General features: G+C 68.2%; 15 protein-coding genes and 1 riboswitch. Of the genes, 5 read left to right on the top strand and 10 right to left on the bottom strand.

The genetic code is table 11. The annotated features are described in order from the left end of the window. The first annotated feature begins 5 nt into the window (after positions 1-5). From ACPEH1_RS17235 to ACPEH1_RS17245, 3 genes are all read left to right on the top strand, one after another. Positions 6-779, top strand: coding sequence for a phosphatase PAP2 family protein (locus tag ACPEH1_RS17235; RefSeq protein WP_423716112.1), 774 nt, complete (start codon positions 6-8; stop codon positions 777-779). Then, the gene (locus ACPEH1_RS17240) at positions 776-2428 is read left to right on the top strand and encodes a phosphoethanolamine transferase (RefSeq protein WP_166473325.1); all 1653 of its coding nucleotides are present in this window, start codon (positions 776-778) and stop codon (positions 2426-2428) included. The genes ACPEH1_RS17235 and ACPEH1_RS17240 overlap by 4 nt, the downstream gene beginning before the upstream one ends. Before the next feature lie 129 nt (positions 2429-2557). Then, positions 2558-4555 (top strand): M2 family metallopeptidase, encoded by a 1998-nt coding sequence (locus ACPEH1_RS17245; RefSeq protein ID WP_423716113.1) that lies wholly within the window; start codon positions 2558-2560, stop codon positions 4553-4555. A gap of 202 nt (positions 4556-4757) precedes the next feature. Here the strand turns inward: ACPEH1_RS17245 and ACPEH1_RS17250 are convergent, their stop codons facing one another. Beyond that, positions 4758-5150, bottom strand: coding sequence for a hypothetical protein (locus ACPEH1_RS17250; protein WP_423716114.1), 393 nt, complete (start codon positions 5148-5150; stop codon positions 4758-4760). Between the two features lie 141 nt (positions 5151-5291). Further along, positions 5292-6515 (bottom strand): multidrug effflux MFS transporter, encoded by a 1224-nt coding sequence (locus ACPEH1_RS17255; protein ID WP_026070575.1) that lies wholly within the window; start codon positions 6513-6515, stop codon positions 5292-5294. A gap of 293 nt (positions 6516-6808) precedes the next feature. Further along, a riboswitch (glycine riboswitch) is annotated at positions 6809-6910 on the top strand. 83 nt (positions 6911-6993) lie between these two features. Between ACPEH1_RS17255 and gcvP the strand changes: the two genes are divergently transcribed. Next, positions 6994-9873, top strand: coding sequence for an aminomethyl-transferring glycine dehydrogenase (gene gcvP, locus ACPEH1_RS17260; RefSeq protein ID WP_026070574.1), 2880 nt, complete (start codon positions 6994-6996; stop codon positions 9871-9873). 78 nt (positions 9874-9951) lie between these two features. On the opposite strand, the gene ACPEH1_RS17265 is transcribed toward gcvP, so the two are convergent. Both ACPEH1_RS17265 and ACPEH1_RS17270 read right to left on the bottom strand, forming a co-directional pair. Further along, on the bottom strand, positions 9952-11346 hold the full coding sequence (locus ACPEH1_RS17265) for an amino acid permease (protein ID WP_423716115.1): 1395 nt from the start codon (positions 11344-11346) through the stop codon (positions 9952-9954). A gap of 92 nt (positions 11347-11438) precedes the next feature. Beyond that, the gene (locus ACPEH1_RS17270; protein WP_017354831.1) at positions 11439-12149 is read right to left on the bottom strand and encodes an AraC family transcriptional regulator; all 711 of its coding nucleotides are present in this window, start codon (positions 12147-12149) and stop codon (positions 11439-11441) included. Between the two features lie 145 nt (positions 12150-12294). Here ACPEH1_RS17270 and ACPEH1_RS17275 point away from each other — a divergent pair, with 145 nt between their 5' ends. Further along, positions 12295-14379, top strand: coding sequence for a catalase (locus ACPEH1_RS17275; RefSeq protein ID WP_136003104.1), 2085 nt, complete (start codon positions 12295-12297; stop codon positions 14377-14379). A gap of 46 nt (positions 14380-14425) precedes the next feature. Here the strand turns inward: ACPEH1_RS17275 and ACPEH1_RS17280 are convergent, their stop codons facing one another. From ACPEH1_RS17280 to ACPEH1_RS17305, 6 genes are all read right to left on the bottom strand, one after another. Then, entirely contained in the window at positions 14426-14623 is a 198-nt protein-coding gene (locus ACPEH1_RS17280; RefSeq protein WP_136003103.1) for a hypothetical protein, read from the bottom strand. 20 nt (positions 14624-14643) lie between these two features. Then, positions 14644-15450 (bottom strand): hypothetical protein, encoded by an 807-nt coding sequence (locus ACPEH1_RS17285; RefSeq protein ID WP_287250234.1) that lies wholly within the window; start codon positions 15448-15450, stop codon positions 14644-14646. Positions 15451-15507: 57 nt separating this feature from the next. After that, complete coding sequence (locus tag ACPEH1_RS17290; RefSeq protein WP_017354827.1) at positions 15508-15915, bottom strand: hypothetical protein; 408 nt, start codon at positions 15913-15915, stop codon at positions 15508-15510. A gap of 5 nt (positions 15916-15920) precedes the next feature. Continuing rightward, complete coding sequence (locus tag ACPEH1_RS17295; RefSeq protein ID WP_423716116.1) at positions 15921-16385, bottom strand: GNAT family N-acetyltransferase; 465 nt, start codon at positions 16383-16385, stop codon at positions 15921-15923. 142 nt (positions 16386-16527) lie between these two features. Next, the gene (locus ACPEH1_RS17300; RefSeq protein ID WP_423716117.1) at positions 16528-18648 is read right to left on the bottom strand and encodes a methyl-accepting chemotaxis protein; all 2121 of its coding nucleotides are present in this window, start codon (positions 18646-18648) and stop codon (positions 16528-16530) included. 193 nt (positions 18649-18841) lie between these two features. Next, positions 18842-19883, bottom strand: a 1042-nt coding sequence (locus ACPEH1_RS17305; RefSeq protein ID WP_423716118.1) for an adenylosuccinate synthase, incomplete at its 5' end; no start/stop codon positions are given.

The following is a 19883-nucleotide window of genomic DNA, read 5'->3' on the forward strand; positions in this document are numbered from 1 at the left end:
CGCCCATGTCCTCTGCGTTCCCCGCTTCCGTGCCGCACCCCCTCGCCGCCGCGCCCGCGGCGGTCGGATTCCTGCGCCGCCATCTGTGGTCCCCGCTGCTGGCCGCCCTGCTCGTCAGCGCGGTCCTGATGGGGGCCGGTGGCGACCAGTGGCTGGCCGACCAGTTCTATCGGCTGGAGGGCCAGCAATGGGCTCTGCAGAACGCGTGGGTCACCAGCCACCTGGTGCATCGCGGCGGCAAGTGGGCCAGCAGCCTGGCCGCGCTGATCGCGATCGTGGCGTGCTTCCACGCCTGGCGCCAACCGCGCCTGGCACGCTGGCGCTGGCCACTGCTGTACCTGGTGCTGGCGGTGGCGCTCGGCACGGGCGCGGTGTCGCTGCTGAAGTCATTGACCAACATGGATTGCCCGTGGGACCTGGCCCGCTACGGCGGCGCCCGCGAGTACATCGGCCTGTTCGCTTCACGGCCGCACGACATGGCGCGTGGCATCTGCTTTCCTGCCGGTCATTCCAGCGCCGGCTTCGCCTGGGTGGCGCTGTACTTCTTCGCGCTGATGGTCCGCCCGGCGTGGCGGTGGCGTGGTCTGTCGGTGGGACTGGTGGCCGGCGCGACATTCGGCCTGTCGCAGCAGCTGCGGGGCGCGCACTTTCTCTCGCACGACCTGTGGACTGTGACCACCTGCTGGATGGTGTCACTGGGACTCTACCTGGGTGTCCAGGCCATCGCCGCACGCCGCCACGCGCGCGGCACGCTGCAACTGCAAGGAGAGCGGGCATGAGTGCATCGGTGTCGCGCGCGCAGCGCTTTCCGGCCCTGTCACAGCTGCTGGCCTGGCGCCCGCAGTGGTCAACCGAGACCCTGATCGCGGCGACCAGCCTGTTCTTCGCAGTCGCCTGCAATGGCCTGTTCTGGCACAGCGCGATGGCCACCCACCCGGGCAGCCTGCGCTTCGCCCTGTCGCTGCTGTTGTTCCTGGTCGGCGCACACTGCCTGTTGATGGGACTGCTGGTCTGGCGCTGGAATGCCAAGGGGGTGGTCAGCGTGCTGCTGCTCTGCACGGCGCTGGCCGCGCACTACATGGGCAGCTACCACATCTATCTGGATGCGGACATGCTGCGCAACGTGCTGGCCACCGACCACAAGGAGAGCCGCGAGCTGATGACCCCGGCGATGCTGCCGCCTGTGCTGCTGCTGGCGGTGTTGCCGATGGTGGTGGTGTGGCGGGTGCAGCTGATCCGTCGCGGCTGGGGCCGCACGCTGCTGTGGCGCGCCGGTTTCCTGCTGCTGTCGGCGCTGGTGGCATTTGGCGGGGCCATGCTGTCGTTCCAGGAAATGTCGGCCCTGATGCGCAACCAGCGTGAAGTGCGCTACCTGGCCACGCCGGGCAACATTCTGCTCGGCCTGCCCAAGGCGCTGCGCGGCGACAACCCGATCCAGCGCGCGCCGAAGCTGCCGATCGGCACCGATGCCAAGGCCACACCGCGCGCGGCAGGCAGCCGGCCGCGGCTGCTGGTGATCGTGATGGGTGAAACCGCACGTGCGCAGAACTGGGGCCTCAACGGCTACGCCAGGCAGACCACACCGCAACTGGCGCAGACCAACGTCATCAACTTCCCGGACATGCATGCCTGCGGCACCAGCACCGAGGTATCGCTGCCCTGTCTGTTCTCGCCCTATGGCCGTCACGACTACGACGAAAAGAAGATCCGCGCGCACCAGTCGCTGCTGCATGTACTGGATCGCGCCGGCATCGGCGTGCTCTGGCGCGACAACCAGTCCGGCTGCAAGGGCGTCTGCGAGGGCCTGGAGATGCAGGCACTGGACGATGCCAGGCATCCGACCCTGTGCGCGAACGGCCGCTGCATGGACGAGATCCTGATCGACGACCTGGCGGCGCAGGTACGTGCCAGGCCGGGCGACCGGGTGGTGGTGCTGCACCAGCTGGGCAACCACGGGCCCAGCTACTACGAGCGCTACCCGGCGCGGTTCCGCCACTTCACGCCCACCTGCGACACGCCGGACCTGGGCAGGTGCAGCCGTGAGCAGATCACCAACAGCTACGACAACGCGCTGCTCTACACCGATCACCTGCTGTCGCGCACGATCGGTACGCTGCAGGGCATGGACGACTACGACACCGCGATGATCTACGTGTCCGATCATGGCGAGTCGCTGGGCGAGAAGGGCCTGTACCTGCATGGCGTGCCCTACGCGATCGCCCCGCAGGAGCAGACCCGGGTGCCGATGACGATGTGGTTCTCGCCCGGGTTCGCTGCCAATCGTGGGCTGGACCTGGCCTGCGTGCGCCGGCGCGCCACGGCCTACACCGATCATGACAACCTGTTTCCCTCGGTGCTGGGCCTGATGCAGGTCAGGACCACGCTGTATGAGCGGCAGCGGGATCTGTTTGCGGGGTGCGAGGCGTAACGCACGGCGCGGCCGGTCTGCCCCGGCAGGCAGAGCGCCCCGCGCAGTGGGCGTTGTTGCCCTGCCCCTTGCGGTGCGGCGGGCGCTTCACTAGCCTTCGCCGGTCTGTCACCACCCAAGGATGTCCCCGTGAACCACCGCCCGCTCCTGCTGGCCCTGGCTGTCGGTGCTGCCGCACTGACGCTGGCGGCCTGCCAGAAGGAACCGTCCCCGGCCGATTCGCCGGCGGCGGGTACCGCTACCCCGTCCGAGACCGCGGACCAGTTCGTCGCCCGGGTCAACGCCGAGTACAAGGCCATGTACCCGGAAATGACCTCGGCGCAATGGCTGTCCTCGACCTACATCAACGACGACTCCGAGCGGGTGGCGGCCAAGGCCAACGAGCGCTGGCTGACCGTGCTCAACGGCTGGATCACGCAGGCGGCGGCATTCGACGGCCAGCCGATGTCCGAGGACAGCAAGCGCGCCATCCACCTGCTCAAGCTGATGACCTCGATGCCGGCTCCGCGAGACCCGGCCAAGCTGGCCGAGCTGACCCGCATCGCCAGCCGCATGGAAGGCGCGTACGGCGCGGGCAAGTACTGCACCGACGACGCCGACCCGGCGAGCTGCCGCCAGCTGGGCGATCTGGAACAGGTACTGGCGCGCAGCCGCGACTACACCCTGCAGCTGGATGCCTGGCAGGGCTGGCACAGCACCACCAAGCCGATGCGTGCCGATTACCAGCGCTTCGTCGGTCTGGTCAACGAAGGCGCCAAGGAAATGGGCTTCGCCGATGCGGGCCAGATGTGGCGCAGCGGCTATGACATGCCGCCGGAGCAGATCGGCCCGGAAACCGACCGGCTGTGGGAGCAGGTCAAACCGATGTACGAGCAGCTGCACTGCTACGCCCGTACCAAGCTGGACACGACCTACGGCAAGGACAAGGCCGAAGTGGACGGCGGCCTGATCGCCGCGCACCTGCTCGGCAACATGTGGCAGCAGGACTGGTCCAACCTGTGGGACCAGCTGGAACCCTACCCGGGCGCGGGCAGCCTGGACATCACCGCGGCGCTGGAAAAGCAGTACCAGACCAACCTGAGCGGCGCGCTGGCCAAGGCCGGTGGCAACGGCGCCAGCGCCGAAGCGCAGTTCAAGGCGCAGCGTGAGGCCGAACTGCGGACCGCCAAGCAGATGACCGAACGCGCGCAGGACTTCTACGTGTCGCTGGGCATGCCGGCGCTGCCGAAGTCGTACTGGGACAAGACCCAGTTCATCAAGCCGCTGGACCGCGATGTGGTCTGCCATGCCAGCGCGTGGGACATGAACATGGACGGCGATGTGCGCACCAAGATGTGCATCAAGCCGAACGAAGAGACCTTCACCACGATCTACCACGAGCTGGGCCACATCTATTACGACCTGGCCTACAACCCGCTGCCGCCGCTGTTCCAGGGCGGTGCCAACGATGGCTTCCATGAAGCGATCGGCGACACCATCGTGCTGGCGATGACCCCGCAGTACCTCAACTCGATCGGCCTGGTCGACAAGCCGCAGGAAAGCCGCGAGGCGACCATCAATGCGCAGATGCGCATGGCGCTGAGCGGCGTGTCGTTCCTGCCGTTCGGGCTGATGATCGACCGCTGGCGCTGGGGCGTCTTCGACGGCTCGATCACCCCGGACCACTACAACCAGGCCTGGTGGGATCTGAAGGCCAAGTACCAGGGCGTGGCCCCGGCCAGCGCACGCGGCGAGGAGTTCTTCGATCCGGGCGCCAAGTACCACGTGCCGGGCAACACGCCGTACACCCGCTACTTCCTGGCGCGCATCCTGCAGTTCCAGTTCTACAAGGGCCTGTGCGACGCGGCCGGCTACACGGGTCCGCTGCACCAGTGCAGCTTCTACGGCAACAAGGAAGCCGGTCAGAAGTTCTGGGCGATGCTGAGCAAGGGCGCCAGCCAGCCGTGGCAGGCCACGCTGAAGGAAATCACCGGCGGCGACAAGCTCGATGCCGGCCCGATGATCGAGTACTTCAGCCCGGTCAACGAGTGGCTCAAGCAGCAGAACCAGGGCCAGATGTGCGGTTGGCAGGTCCCTGCGGCCACCGCCGCGGCCAAGCTGGCAGCAGCGGCTCCCGCCGCCCACTGAGCAGTAATGCGATAAAAAAAGAACCGGCCGGAAGGCCGGTTTTTTTTTGGGGGGGCTGTCTGCCGGTTACACCTGACAGCGGCGCCGTTCCGGGGTACCGCAGACGGTGGGACATTCGCCGGCAAGGGCATCGCCGCCCGGCGCCCGCCCATGCGCCGCTGCGCGGGGAACCGTCCAGCGCGCGCGTTGTGTCTGCCGTTGCTCAGGCCTGCGCGGATGCCTTCAGACTGGCGGCGAAGTCCACCTTGTACTGGTCGAAATCCTTGCCGTCGGCCTTGGCCTCGGCATGGGCGGCATCCTTCAACGCGTCCGAGTACACCAGCCGCACAGGGGTGCCTTGGCGCTCGTGCAGTTCAGCCGCCTGCATGATCAGCGCCAGTACGCGCGCCGCGCTGGCGGTCTCCCCGGCGATGCGGCCATCCATGCCCAGCACCCACTCGCCATCACGGCGCACGATCCCGGCCAGCAGCGTGCGCTGCTGGTCACGCAGTTCGGCATGCGGCTCGACCGGGGAGGCCTGGGCCTGCTCGCGGTTGGCGGCCTGGGTTTCGCGGCGCCGGCGGATGTCGCGGCGCAGTTTGGAGGTGGTCGACATCGGGGGACTTCCGGACTGCGTGAAAGTGCACAGGATACCGTACCGGCCGCAAGCGGCCCCCAGGGCATGCCCTGGCCGGTATTGGGGGGCAGCCAGCCGCGGGGCGACGCCGCCCTGCGCCGCCGCGGCGTGCCGCAGGCGTCAGCCCGGCGGCAGCAGGGCCTCGTCGCGGCGCTCGCAGTGCCGCTCCCAGTACCAGAATGTCGCACCGATGGCGAAGAAGCCCGCATAGCCCAATGCCAGATGCAGCGGATTGCCGCTGAGCAGGGGCGACACCACGCCGGCGACGACGGTGTTGATCATCAGCTGGATGAACATCTGCATCGACGAGGCCAGGCCGCGCTGCTGCGGATACATGTCCAGCACCGCCAGCGCCAGAATGGGGAAGATCAGCGCCATGCCGACGCCACCGAGGAAGATCGGCAGCACTGCCCACGGCAGCGCGATCTGCGGCACCGACAGCACGTAGCCCAGGTTGAGCAGCGCCGACAGCGCGCACAGGCCGAAGCCGATCGCGATCTGCCGCTGCGCCACCACCCGGCCGGCCATGCGCCCGGACAGGAACGACCCCATCGTCATGCCGCCGATGGTGGGAATGAACAGCCAGGCGAACCCGCCCTCGCCCAGCTTCAGGTGGTGCATCACAAACACCGGCGCCGAGGCGATGTAGAGAAAGATGCCGGAGAAGTTGAACGCACCCGCCGCCGCCAGCCGCAGCAACCGCGGGTGCGAGCCCATGCGCGCATAGCTGCGCAGCAGGGCGCGCATCGACAGCGGCGTGCGCGCCTGTACCGGATGGGTTTCGGGCAGCCACTTGCCGGTGGCCAGCAGCAGCACCACCGCGAACACCACCAGGAACCAGAAGATCAGCGGCCAGTCGCCGCCGCCGAGCAGGATCCAGCCGCCGATGATCGGCGCGATCGCGGGGGCCACACCGAAGATCATCGACACCTGGCTCATCAGGCGCTGCGCATCGGCACCGTGGTACAGGTCGCGGATCACCGCGCGGCCCACGATCACGCCGACGCCGGCGGTCACACCCTGCAGGGCGCGGAACACCAGCAGCGTGGGCATGTCGCGCGACAGCGCGCAGCCGACCGACGCGGCGATGAACAGCACCAGCCCGCCGATGATCACCCGCCTGCGACCGAACGCATCCGACAGCGGGCCGTGCGCCAGGCTCATCAGGCCGTAGAAAAGCAGGTACACGCTGATGGTCTGCTGCACGGCGACCTGGTCCACCTGCATGCGTTCACCCAGCAGCAGGAAGGCCGGGAAGATGGTATCGATCGAGAACGGACCGAACATCGCCAGGCCTGCGAGCAGCAGGGCCAGGCGGCGGGTCGAGGGCGAGGCGGGCGTCATGCGGTCTTCCGTCTGGGCCATGCGCAAACGCACGGCGGGCGCCAGCCCGGAACGGGCGGCGCCAGATGAATACGAGGATCCGGTGATGATAGGCCTTTGTGTGGCCGGGCACCATCGCCACGGCCCTGATCGGGCGCCCATACCACCCCGTATTCATGTGGCGTAGGGACGCAGCGGATCAGGCCGCTGGGCTATAATCGCCTGGCTACATGGTGGGAGAAGCGGACGGTCGTTTTGGGCCAGCCGCTGCCGAAGGCGCAACGCCCGTAATCGCTCAGGCCCGATACCACCCGCACCACAACTCTGGAGAGACCGGCGAGTGCCGGCGCCGAAGGGGCACGGAGCACGCAGATGCGCGCTTTTAAACTCTCAGGCAAAAGGACAGAGGGGCACCCAGGAAGACCGCAGGGTCCGGTGGCTCGCGCCTGTTCGCGCCACGGCCCGGCCGCCTTCCGAACGTGCGTGCCCACTCTCCGAGATGCCAGCCATGTCCAACAACACCCCTTCCCTGCGCGAGCTTGAACACAGCCACGCGTTCGTCGAACGCCACATTGGCCCGAACGACGCCGAGATCGCGCAGATGCTCGACGTGGTCGGCCACGCGTCGCTGGATGCGCTGACCGATGCGATCGTCCCGGCCGGGATCAAGTCGCCGGCACCGCTGGCCCTGCCCGATTCGCTGACCGAAGTGCAGGCACTGGCCAAGATCCGCGCCATCGCCGACAAGAACCAGGTGTTCCGCACCTTCATCGGCCAGGGCTACTACGGCACGCTGACTCCGAACGTGATCCTGCGCAACGTGCTGGAAAATCCGGCGTGGTACACCGCCTACACCCCGTACCAGGCCGAAATCTCGCAGGGCCGCATGGAAGCGCTGATCAACTTCCAGACTCTGTGCGCCGACCTGACCGGCATGGAAATCGCCAACGCCTCGCTGCTCGACGAAGCCACCGCCGCGGCTGAAGCGATGACGCTGGCCAAGCGCTCGGCCAAGTCGAAGTCCGACACCTTCTTCGTGCACGACGCCGTGCACCCGCAGACGCTGGAGCTGCTGCGCACGCGCGCCGAACCGCTCGGTATCGTGCTGCGCGTGGGCACTCCGGCCGAGGCGCTGGAGGCGGAGGCCTACGGCGTGCTGCTGCAGTACCCGGATACCTTCGGCCATATCGGCGACCACAAGGCGCTGGCCGATGCCGTGCATGCCCGTGGCGGCCTGGTGGCGGTGGCCACCGACCTGCTCGCCCTGACCCTGATCGCCGCCCCCGGCGAATGGGGCGCGGACATCGTGGTCGGCAACTCGCAGCGCTTCGGCGTGCCGTTCGGTTTTGGTGGCCCGCATGCCGCCTTCATGGCCTGCCGTGATGCCTACAAGCGTTCGATGCCGGGCCGCCTGATCGGTGTGTCGGTCGATGCGCAGGGCAATGCCGCCTACCGCCTGACCCTGCAGACCCGCGAGCAGCACATCCGTCGCGAGAAGGCCACTTCGAACATCTGTACCGCGCAGGTGCTGCTGGCCGTGATGGCCTCGATGTATGCCGTGTACCACGGCCCGGACGGCCTGACCCGCATCGCCCGCCGCACGCATCGGCTGGCCAGCATCCTGGCGGCCGCGCTGCGCGGCGCCGGCGTCAACGTCGGCGAGCACTTCTTCGATACGCTGCACATCAAGGACATCGACGCCGGGGCGATCCACGCCAAGGCGGCCGCCGCACGCATCAACCTGCGCGCGATCGACAGCGAAGCGGTCGGCATCAGCCTGGATGAAACCGCCACCCGTGCCGACATCGTCGCGCTCGGCCAGCTGTTCGGTGTGAACGTCGATGTGGACGCGCTCGACGCCACCACCGCCGACGCGCTGCCGGCCGGCCTGGTGCGCACCAGCGCCTTCCTGACCCACCCGGTGTTCAACACCCACCACAGCGAACACGAACTGCTGCGCTACCTGCGTTCGCTGGCGGACAAGGACCTGGCGATGGATCGCACCATGATCCCGCTGGGCAGCTGCACCATGAAGCTCAACGCCACCGCCGAGATGATCCCGGTGACCTGGCCGGAGTTCGCCAACATCCATCCGCTGGCCCCGGCCGACCAGGCCACCGGCTACAAGGAACTCATCGACGGCCTGGAAGCGATGCTGGTGGAGTGCACCGGCTACGACGCCGTCAGCCTGCAGCCGAACTCCGGCGCGCAGGGCGAGTACGCCGGCCTGCTGGCGATCCGCGCCTACCACCGCTCGCGCGGCGACGACCACCGCGACGTGTGCCTGATCCCCGATTCGGCGCACGGCACCAACCCGGCCTCGGCGCAGATGTGCGGCATGAAGGTCGTGGTGACCAAGACCGATGCCAACGGCAACGTCGACGTCGAGGACATCCGCGTCAACGCCGAGAAGTACAGCGACCGCCTGGCCGCGCTGATGATCACCTACCCGTCCACGCATGGCGTGTTCGAGGAGGAAGTGGTCGAGATCTGCGAGATCATCCACAAGCACGGCGGCCAGGTGTACACCGACGGTGCCAACATGAACGCCCTGGTGGGCGTGGCCAAGCCCGGCAAGTGGGGCTCGGACGTGTCGCACCTGAATCTGCACAAGACCTTCTGCATTCCGCACGGCGGCGGCGGCCCGGGCGTGGGCCCGTGCGCGGTCAAATCGCACCTGGCGCCGTTCCTGCCCAAGGTGCTGGGCGGCGAAGGCGACGTGGGCATGGTCAGCGCCGCCAGCTTCGGCAGCGCCTCGATCCTGCCGATCAGCTGGATGTACATCACCCTGATGGGTACCGCCGGCCTGCGCAAGGCGACCCAGGTCGCGCTGCTCAACGCCAATTACATCGCCAAGCGCCTGGCCCCGCACTTCAAGACCCTGTACACCGGCCGCAACGGGCTGGTGGCGCATGAGTGCATCCTGGACGTGCGTCCGCTGGAGAAGACCTCCGGCATCGCCGCCGAGGACGTGGCCAAACGCCTGATCGACTTCGGCTTCCATGCCCCGACCCTGAGCTTCCCGGTGGCCGGCACGCTGATGGTGGAACCGACCGAAAGCGAATCGCTGCACGAACTGGATCGCTTCATCAACGCGATGATCCAGATCCGCGAGGAAATCGCCGCGATCGAGGACGGCCGCCTGGACCGCGAGGACAACCCGCTCAAGAATGCGCCGCACACCGCCACCGCGGTCTCGGCCAGCGAGTGGGCGCATGCCTACCCGCGCGAGCTGGCGGCCTTCCCGCTGGCCAGCCTGCGCCAGCAGAAGTACTGGCCCCCGGTGGCACGCGTGGATAACGTCTACGGCGACAAGAACGTGATGTGCGCCTGCATCCCGGTCGATGCCTACAAGGAAGACGAGGGCGTGGAGGTCTGAACCTCCCTGCCCTGACGCAATGAAAAACGGCCCGCGCAAGCGGGCCGTTTTTTGTTGGGAGATGCCTCGTGGTGCCGGTCAATCGCCCGGACGGTTGGCCCGCACGCGGCGTGCCACTTCACTGGTGATCGCGATCACTGCGGTCAGCGCCGCCATCGAGAGGAACTGCAGGCGGGTGTGCGCTTCGGACAGCAGCAGGCCGAAGATCAGCGCCAGCACGCCCAGGCCGAGCACGGTCAGGTAGGGATAGCCGGCCATGCGGAACGGCAGGCGGGTGCCATCACGGTTGGCGCGGTGGCGCAGGATCAACTGCGACAGCAACGAGATCGTCCACACCAGCAGGCAGGTCGAGCCAACGATGTTGAGCAGCACCGGCAGCACCCGCTCCGGGAACAGCAGTTCCATCACCGTGGCCGCAAAGCCGAACAGCACGCTGGCCAGCACCGCGATGATGGGGACCTGGCGCGGATCGGTCCACCCGAGCACGGCCGGCGCTTCGCGGCGCTGCGCCAGCGAGAACATCATGCGCGAGGCGCCATACAGATTGGCATTGAGCGCGGACAGCAGCGCGATCACCGCGATCAGGGTGATGGCGGTGGCCGCACCGGGAATCCTGGCCACCTCCAGCACCGCCGCGAACGGCGACTTGAGCAGCTCGCTGGTCCACGGCACCACGGCGATGATCACGCTCAGCGAGCCGATGTAGAACACCAGGATGCGCCAGGCCACGGTGCGGATCGCGCGTGCGATGCTGCGCTCGGGGTCTTCGGTTTCCGCTGCGGCCACCGCCACGATCTCGGTGCCGCCGAAGGCGAACACCACCACCAGCAGGGCCGCGCCGACGCCGGCCAGCCCCGTGGGCGCAAAGCCACCGTGCGCGGTGAAATTGCTCAGGCCCGGCGACGGCACATCGGGCAGCCAGCCCAGCAGCAGCGCCGCGCCGATCAGGATGAACGCCACGATCGCCACCACTTTGAGGATCGCGAACCAGAACTCGAACTCGCCGAAGTTCTTCACCCCCAGCAGGTTGATCGCGGTGAAAAACACCATGAAGGCCAGCGCCGCCATCGGCACCGAAATCACTGGCCACACCGTGGCCAGCAGGCCCGCCGCGCCAACCGCCTCGGCGGCGATCACGATCACCAGCTGCACCCACCACAACCAGCCCACCGTGGCGCCGGCGGTGGCGCCCATCGCATCGGCGGCGTACACCGAGAACGCGCCGCTGGTCGGCTTGGCCGCCGCCATTTCGCCCAGCGCGTTCATCACGATGATCACCAGCGCGCCGGCGACCAGGTAGGACAGCAGTACTGCCGGCCCGGCGGCCTGCACGCCCACGCCGGAGCCGAGGAACAGACCCGCGCCGATCGCGCTGCCCAAGCCCATCATGATCAGCTGGCGGGGTTTGAGCGCGTGGCCCAGGCGGGCGTTGGCGGGAGAAGCGGCAGGAGCCGGAGTCGGAGATGCGGGCATCGGGATCGCTTGGCGGGCAACGAGTGCGACACGATACCGCGTCCGGCGGCATGACGGGATAGGCCGGAAGGCCGGGTCGGCCGGGGCCGCGCTCAGGCCTCGGCGCGTTCGCCGATCTGGGCGCGGTAGCCACGCGGCGATACCCCGACCTCGGCCTTGAACTTGCGCGTGAACGCGCTCTGGTCGGTGAAGCCACAGGCCTGGCCGATGCTGGCGATGGTGTCCGGACCATGCAGCAGATGGACCGCCATCTGGATGCGCAGGCGGGTCAGCACCTGCTGCGGGGTCATCTGGAACACTTTGCGGAAGGTCCGCTCCAGCTTGGACAGCGAGAACCCGGTGATGTCCAGCAGCGTCTGCATGCGTACATTCTCGGCGTAGTGCGCGTTCAGATGCGCCAGCGCCAGGCGCAGCTGCTCGTACTGGGTGCCCAGGCTGTCCTTCTGGCCCAGGTCGCGCGAAATCCCGATCAGCCCCTGCACCTGGCCCTCGACCAGCAGCGGGCGCTTGCAGGTCAGGCACCAGCCCGGCTCGCGGTTGGCGAACAGGTGCAGTTCCATCAGGTTCTCGATCACCTTGCCGGCCAGCACCTGCGCGTCCTGGGAGGCGTAGTCGGCGCCCAGCCCGGTCGGGTAGATTTCCGCGGCGGTCCGGCCGATCACCTCCTTGCGCGACTTCAGGCCCAGCCGGCGCAGCATCGTCTGGTTGATGTGCGTGTAGCGGCCCTGGCGGTCCTTCATGAAGAACAACACGTCCGGGATCGCGTCGAAGAGGGCTTCGATGTCGGCGGGTTCAACGCGCATGGCACGGCAGGCTGGGAAGGAACACGCGCCAAGGATACCCGTCGCGTGAAGCGCAGGTGCATGCTGCCGGCCATTTTCGCACCGCTGGTTAACGCCCGGGTTGCCAGTGTGAGGTGTTGCCACCCCGCCAGCCCGGAGAGCCCTCATGGCCACCAGCAAGCCCCGCAAGCCCGCCCCTGCCTCCACCGACGCGCGCGGTACAGGCGACGAACTCCACCAGCGCGCGGGGGGCGGCCATCCCCAGTTGACCACCGCGCAGGGCATCCCGGTGGCCGACAACCAGAATTCCCTGCGCGCCACGCCGCGGGGGCCGACGCTGCTGGAAGACTTCATCCTGCGCGAGAAGATCACCCACTTCGACCACGAGCGCATTCCCGAACGCATCGTGCACGCCCGCGGCAGTGCGGCCCACGGCTACTTCGAGCTGACCCGCTCGCTGGGCGACTACACGCGCGCACGGGTGTTGAGCGAGGTCGGTGTGCGCACCCCCGTGTTCACCCGCTTCTCCACCGTGGCCGGTGGCGCCGGCTCGGTGGATACGCCGCGCGACGTACGCGGTTTCGCGGTCAAGTTCTACACCCGCGAAGGCAATTGGGACCTGGTCGGCAACAATATCCCGGTGTTCTTCATCCAGGATGCGATCAAGTTCCCCGACCTGATCCATGCGGTGAAGATGGAACCGGATCGCGCCTTTCCCCAGGCAGCGAGCGCGCACGACACGTTCTGGGATTTCATCTCGCTGATGCCCGAATCGATGCACATGGTCATGTGGGCCATGAGCGACCGTGCCATTCCACGCTCGCTGCGCATGATCGAGGGCTTCGGCATCCACAGCTTCCGCCTGCTCAACGACGCCGGCGAATCCACCTTCGTCAAATTCCACTGGCGTCCCAAGCTGGGACTGCAGTCCACCGTGTGGGACGAAGCCGTGAAGCTGCAGGGCGCGGACAACGACTTCCACCGGCGCGACCTGTTCGAGTCGATCAGCGCCGGGGACTTCCCCGAGTGGGAACTGGCCGTGCAGCTGTTCACCGAGGAGGAGGCCGATGCGTTCCCGTTCGACCACCTGGACCCGACCAAGATCATTCCCGAATCGCTGGTACCGTTGACGGTGGTCGGCCGGATGGTGCTGGACCGTTGGCCGGACAACTTCTTCGCCGAAACCGAGCAGGTGGCGTACTGCCCGGCAAACGTACCGCCGGGGATCGATTTCAGCAACGATCCGCTGCTGCAGGGTCGCCTGTTCTCCTACCTGGATACGCAGCTGAGCCGGCTGGGTGGGCCGAACTTCCACCAGATTCCGATCAACACCCCCAAATGCCCCTTTGCCAACCACCAGCGCGACGGGCATATGCAGATGGACGTGCCCAAAGGCCGGGTGGCGTACGAGCCGAGCTCGCTGCAGGACGACAGCCCGCGCGAAAGCGCCGACGGGTTCCCCAGCCACGCCACCGCGCCCGACGATGGCCGCAAGGGCCGCGTGCGAGCCGAGAGCTTTGCCGACCATTACAGCCAGGCTCGGATGTTCTTCCGCAGCCTGGAGGCACCGGAGCAGGCACACCTGGCCTCGGCGCTGGTGTTCGAACTGTCCAAGGTGGAGACGGCGCGCATCCGCGAGCGCACGGTGAGCCACCTGCGCAACATCGATGAGGGCCTGGCCAAGCGGGTGGCAGCGGGCCTGGCGATGCCGGCCCTGCCCGACCCGGCCGCCACGGCGACGCCGGCGCAGGACCTTCCCGCGGCGCCGGAAGTGCGCGTGATCGGCCGGACCCGGGACACCCTCAAGGGACGCTGCATCGGCATCCTGTTCGATGCCGGATCGGATGCCGGAGTAATCAATGCCCTGCGCAAGGCAGCGGCCAAGGCCGGGGCCAGCGTCAAACTGGTCGCCCCCAAGATCGGCGGCGGCGCGCTCAGCGATGGCAAGGTGCAGCCGGCCGATGGCCAGCTCGCCGGCACGCCCTCGGTGGTGTTCGACGCCGTGGCGGTGGTGCTCAGCGCCGACGCGGCCAAGCGACTGACCAGGGAATCGGCGGCCATCGACTTCGTGGCCGACGCCTGGGCCCACCTGAAAGCCATCGCCGCCGATGAAGGGGCCCAGGCGCTGTTGAAGGCCGCGCGCGTGGGCAACGATGCCGGCGTGGTCGAAGCCGAAGATGCGGCCGGCTTCATCGCCGTTGCCGCTACCCGCCAGTGGGCGCGCGAACCCAAGGTGCGCACGCTGGCCTAGCGCGGGATGTCGCTGCGACGGCGGGGTGCCGTCGTCGCAGCACGGATCACCGCGGTGCGGGCAGTGCCTTGTTGTTGCACGCCAGCCCGCCGGCCGACAGCGCTTCGATGCGCAGGCAGCCCTGCAGTCGTTCGATCTGCTCCGGGGCCACGGCCACGAAGTCCATGCCGTTGAAGTACACGCACCAGCGGGTGCCGCACTCGAGCAGCATGGCGTCCTGCGCGGGGTGCGGCGGTGTTTTCAAACGACGCCACCCTGGCGCGCTCATCGCGCCGCAGGCGCCGGTTTGGGCGCGGCAACGGCCTTGGGCGCCACCACGGCCGCCTGCAGGCGCTTGATCGCCGAGATCGGCACGGCCTCCGCGCGATGCTGCTGCGGCCACCACAGGAACACGAACGCGCTGCTGCTGCCGAGCAGGCGTGCGTCACCCTGCAGCGGTGCCACGTCGCCAGTGAGATGGACGGTCACCCTGTTGCCCTGCCCTTCGGTGCGGATGCCTTCGGCCTTGTCCAGCGAATAAATCGCCGCGCCCAGCGCCATGAACAATGCGACGGCCATGCACAGTCCGGTCAGCGGGCGCACGCCGGAGATATCCCAACTGGTCAGCGGCGAACGCGAAAACAGCAGGCGCCAGCCCCAATGGCGCGCGCGCAGCGCGTCCACCTTCGCCGGGTTGCGCCGACGCAGGGTGTCCGGCCAGCCCACCACAATGGCCAGTGCGATGCCGCCGCCGAGGATCGCGGCGTAGGCGGGATCACGCAGCCCGGCCACCAGGAAATCGCTGATCTGCAGGTAGTCGAGGATCGACAGCTCGAAGCGCAGGTAGAAGAAATAGCTCGACCACAGGCCGAGCAGCGACAGCAGCACGTAACCGGCGCTGACGATCAAGGCCGGTTCCTGCCGCAGCAGCCGCCACAGCACCATGACCACCGAGTCCTCGCTGCCCCGTACCACGGGCAGCACCGACCAGTCGGTGGGTGCCCCCTCCCCTGGCGCGGCACCGGGGTGTCCGCCCGATGGCGCGATCGCCGGCACGTTGTCCTCGGTGCGGCCTTGATCCCTGTTGTCCATGTTGCCCCCTGTCCTGCGCAGAGCATCGCTGAAAAGCCCTGCCGTGGGTAGCCTGCGCTACGCCGCGAGGTGGTGCTCGATGGCCGCCTGCAGATCCAGGTCGGTCAAGGCCGTCGCGGCGACGAATCCCGCGTTGGCCACCGCCTGCGTCCCGCGGCGATGGCCGTCGTGGTAGCGCAGCTGCGCTCCGCCACACTGCGGGCAACGCAGGCCGTGCACCAGCGGCTGGCCCCCGATCGGGTCGGCCAGCGCGGCCAGCACCGGCCAGAACCGTGCGTCCGCGCCGGCCGGCAACAGGGCCGCCACGCGCTGTGGCACCGGGTCGAACGCACTGGCCACCACGACGTGATGGCCGTCGGCACTGCACAGGAGTGCCTCGCCATAAGCATGGTCACCCAGCGCCGGATGCGCGAACACGTGTCCACAGAGGGCGCAGCCGCCCTCCAGCAGCGCAAGCGTCCGCATCCGGATCAGCCCACCGGTGCCGCGATGTGGTGCGGTGTGTGCATGGGCTGGTAAACCAGACCCGATGCCGTGGCGACGTCGCCCGCACAGACGAAGCCATAGCGGGCATAGGCAGGCACCGAGGGCAGCGACGCGCTGACCGTGATCAACGGCGCACGCGCATGCGTCAACAGCGCCGTCATCAATGCACGACCGACACCGCGCTGCTGGCAGTCCGGTGCCACGAACAGCATCGCCACGTGCCGCCCTTCCTTGAGCTCGGCCACGCCACGCACCTTGCGCTCGTCGACCGCGACCAGGATGACGTTGTCGCCCTGCAGGCGTGCGGTGAATGCCTCGGCCGAAGCGACCCCACCGAACGTGGCGACACCCTGCGCAGACAGCGATGGCGCGACGGCGATGGTAAACGCCTGCAGGCAGATGGCGCTGGCGGCGTGGACGTCGTCGGGCGTCATGGGGCGGATGATCATGCACAGCCTGGCGCGGTGGCGGAGCCTGCCACGGTACTGGAACCGGGTGGCGAAAGGGAACTCCGCCAGCCGTTCCGCCGTGCGGTCAACACACTGCTTGCGCGACACCGTCCTGCGGTGCCGCGCATGCACGCCCGTCGGATCAGGCGACCCGGCGCATCGGTGCGAGGCTGCCCGTGTCCAGCTTGAACACCGCCACCGCGTCGGTGAGGGTGCTGGCCTGCTGTTCCAGCGAACGGCTGGCCGCGGTGGCTTCTTCGACCAGCGCGGCATTCTGCTGCGTCACCTGGTCCATCTGCACCACCACCTGGTTGACCTGTTCGATGCCGGCCGCCTGTTCCTTGGTGGCGGCGGCGATGTCGCTCATCAACTGATTGGTGCGCGAGCTGGCCTGGGTCAGGCGGGTGATCGCCGCTTCGGATTCCACGGTGACGCTCAGGCCGGTCTTGACCTTGGCGCTGGCGTCGTCGATCAGGTCCTTGATCTCCTTGGCGGCGACGCCGGCACGCTGGGCCAGGGTGCGTACTTCGCTGGCCACCACGGCGAAACCGCGGCCGTTTTCGCCGGCGCGGGCCGCTTCCACTGCCGCGTTCAGGGCCAGGATGTTGGTCTGGAAGGCGATGCCGTCGATCACCGAGGAGATCTCGGAGATGCGTGCGGACGACTGGTCGATCTCGCCCATCACCGCCGCCATCTGCGCGATGGCCTGCTCGGTGGCCTTCACCGCCGCGCCGGCGGCGTGCGCCTCGTGGTCGGCCTGGCTGGCAAGCTCGGCATTCTGGCGCACGGTGGAGGTCAGCTCCTCCATCGAGGCGGCCGCCTCTTCCAGATTGGCGGCCTGCTGCTCGGTGCGGCGCGACAGGTCGTTGTGGCCGGCAGCCAGTTCCTGGGCGGCATCGTTGATGCTGCCCGCCGCGAGCTGGATCTTGCCTACGATGCCGGTCAGCTGCGCGGCAGTAACGTTGGCATCGTCGCGCATCTGCGCGAACACGCCTTCGTAGTGGCCGTCCATGCGCGAGGTCAGATCGCCGACGGAGATCGCGCGCAGCACAGCCGAGAGATCGGCGATGCTGGCCTGCGAACTGGCCATCATGCCGTTGAGGTTGGCCACCATTGCGCGGAACTGGAACTGGAAGGCCGCCTCATTGCCGCGCACCGAGAAATCGCCCGCGCTGGCGGCCCGGGCCAGCAGGTCGATCTCGGCATTGATCGCTTCCAGGCTGTGCTTGACCGTGGCCATCGTGCGGGTCAGTACCGCCTTCTCGCCGGGGTAGCTGTCGAGGTCGCGGCTCAGGTCGCCGATCGCATAGCGTTGCATCACCTCGACCATGTGGAACTCGACCGCCACGTGCGAGGCAACCAGTTCGTTGGTGGCATGCACCATGCGCCCGTAGTCGCCGGGGAACGCCGCTTCGTCCATGCGGTAGCTGATCGCACCGGCCTCGTGCTGACCCGCCATGTCGAGCTGCGCGGTGATCGCCGCCTGCACGTTGTGGCGCACGCTGGCCATCGCCTCGCCCAGCTGGGTCAGTTCGTCGCGGCCGCCCAGGCGGAAGTCCTGGTCCAGCTCGCCCCTGGCCATGCGCTCGGCCAGGCCCACTGCCCGGGCCAGCGGGCCGGTCAGGCTGCGCCCGATCAGCACGGAGGCCGCAATGCCAACCAGCAGCGCCACACCGCCGAGTACCAGCAGCTGCAGCAGGGTGCGCTCACCCAGCCGGATCGCCTCGGCGGCGGCCTCGCGGCTCTGGGTTTCTTCGTAGGCCACGCCATTGGCCAGAGCCTTGTTCCAGCCGTTGGCTGCATCCTGCACCGCGCCAAGCGTCAACGCGACGGCGGCCGGGAAGTCGCCCTGCTGCATCAGCTCGCTGGTCTGCTTGTTCAATGGACGGGCGGTGGCGCGCCGGGCGGCGATCTCCTCGCCGATCTGCTTGCCCTCGGCATCGCCCGGCAGCGCCTGGTAGGCGGTCCAACTGGTTTCGTAGCGCTTGACCAGGTCGGCGATGCGGGCCTCGTCGGCCTCGCGCGCTTCACCCTGGCGGATCAGCATTTCACGGCGCACGACCATCATCTGGTTGTTCGCGTCGAGCATGTCCGACAGCAGCCGGACCTTGGCCACGCTGACCTCGGCCACGTCCTGCATCGCGCGCTTCTGCACCACGCTGCCGGTGGCGCCGGTAGCCACGACGGCGGCCACCAGCAGCAACAACAGGCCAAAGCCCATACCTAGACGCCAGACGACGCTGACGTTCCTCAAGAAATCCATGATATCGATCCAAACCGGGGGGAGTGCCCGGTTATCGGCGCTGACCGGCGCGTTCTTGACCGGCGAGCGCCGGCCGGGATGGGTCCGATTCACCTTGACCCACGAAAAAGCCCCGCTTGCGCGGGGCTCTTTCATTGGGGCCGTGTCAGCCACCCGGCCGGGCGCCGGGCATGGCCCGGGACCGGCGGTCCGCTCAGGCGAACGGGTCCTGCAGGACCATCGTGTGGTCACGATCCGGGCCGGTGGAGACGATGCTGATCGGGCAACCGGCCAGCTCTTCCAGCGCGCGCAGGTACGCACGGGCCGCCGGCGGCAGGTCGTCCCAGTTGGTGATGCCGTGGGTGTTCTCGGTCCAGCCCGGGAACTCCAGGTACACCGGGGTGCACTCTTCCCAGCCCTGGGCGTCCAGCGGCGCGTACTCGGTGCGCTTGCCGCGGTATTCGTACGCGATGCAGACCTTCAGCTTCTCCATGCCATCGAGCACGTCGAGCTTGGTGATGCACAGGCCGCTGATGCCGTTGATGGCCACGGCGCGCTTGAGCGCGACGATGTCCATCCAGCCGCAGCGACGCGGACGGCCGGTCGAGGCGCCGTACTCGGCACCACGGTCGCGGATGCCCTGGCCGATCTCATCGTCCAGCTCGGTCGGGAACGGGCCGCCGCCGACGCGGGTGGCGTAGGCCTTGGCGATGCCCAGCACGTAGTCGATCGCATCGGCCCCCACGCCGGCACCGGCGAGTGCGCCGCCAACGGTGGTGTTGGAGCTGGTGACGTACGGGTAGGTGCCGTGGTCGATGTCCAGCAGCGCGCCCTGGGCGCCTTCGAACAGCACGCGCTTACCCTGCTTGCGCAGGTCGTGCAGGATGCCGGCGACGTCGGACTTCATCGGCTCGACGTACTCGCCGAAGGCCAGGGCTTCGTCGTAGGTCTTCTGGAAGTCGATCGCGTCGGTGTTGAGGTACTTGGTCAGCACGAAGTTGTGGTAGTCCAGCGCGGTGCGCAGGAGCTCTTCAAGCTGCTTGGGATAGTGCAGGTCGGCGATGCGGATGCCGCGACGCGCCACCTTGTCTTCGTACGCCGGGCCGATGCCGCGGCCGGTGGTGCCGATCGCCTTGCCGCCGGCAGCGCGTTCGCGCGCCTGGTCCAGGGCGATGTGGTACGGCAAGATCAGCGGCGCGGCCGGGCAGAACTTCAGGCGCGAACGCACTTCCACGCCGGAGGTTTCCAGCTCGGCG

This window comes from Stenotrophomonas sp. NPDC077421 (assembly GCF_049545505.1).
Taxonomy (GTDB): Bacteria; Pseudomonadota; Gammaproteobacteria; order Xanthomonadales; family Xanthomonadaceae; genus Stenotrophomonas; species Stenotrophomonas nematodicola.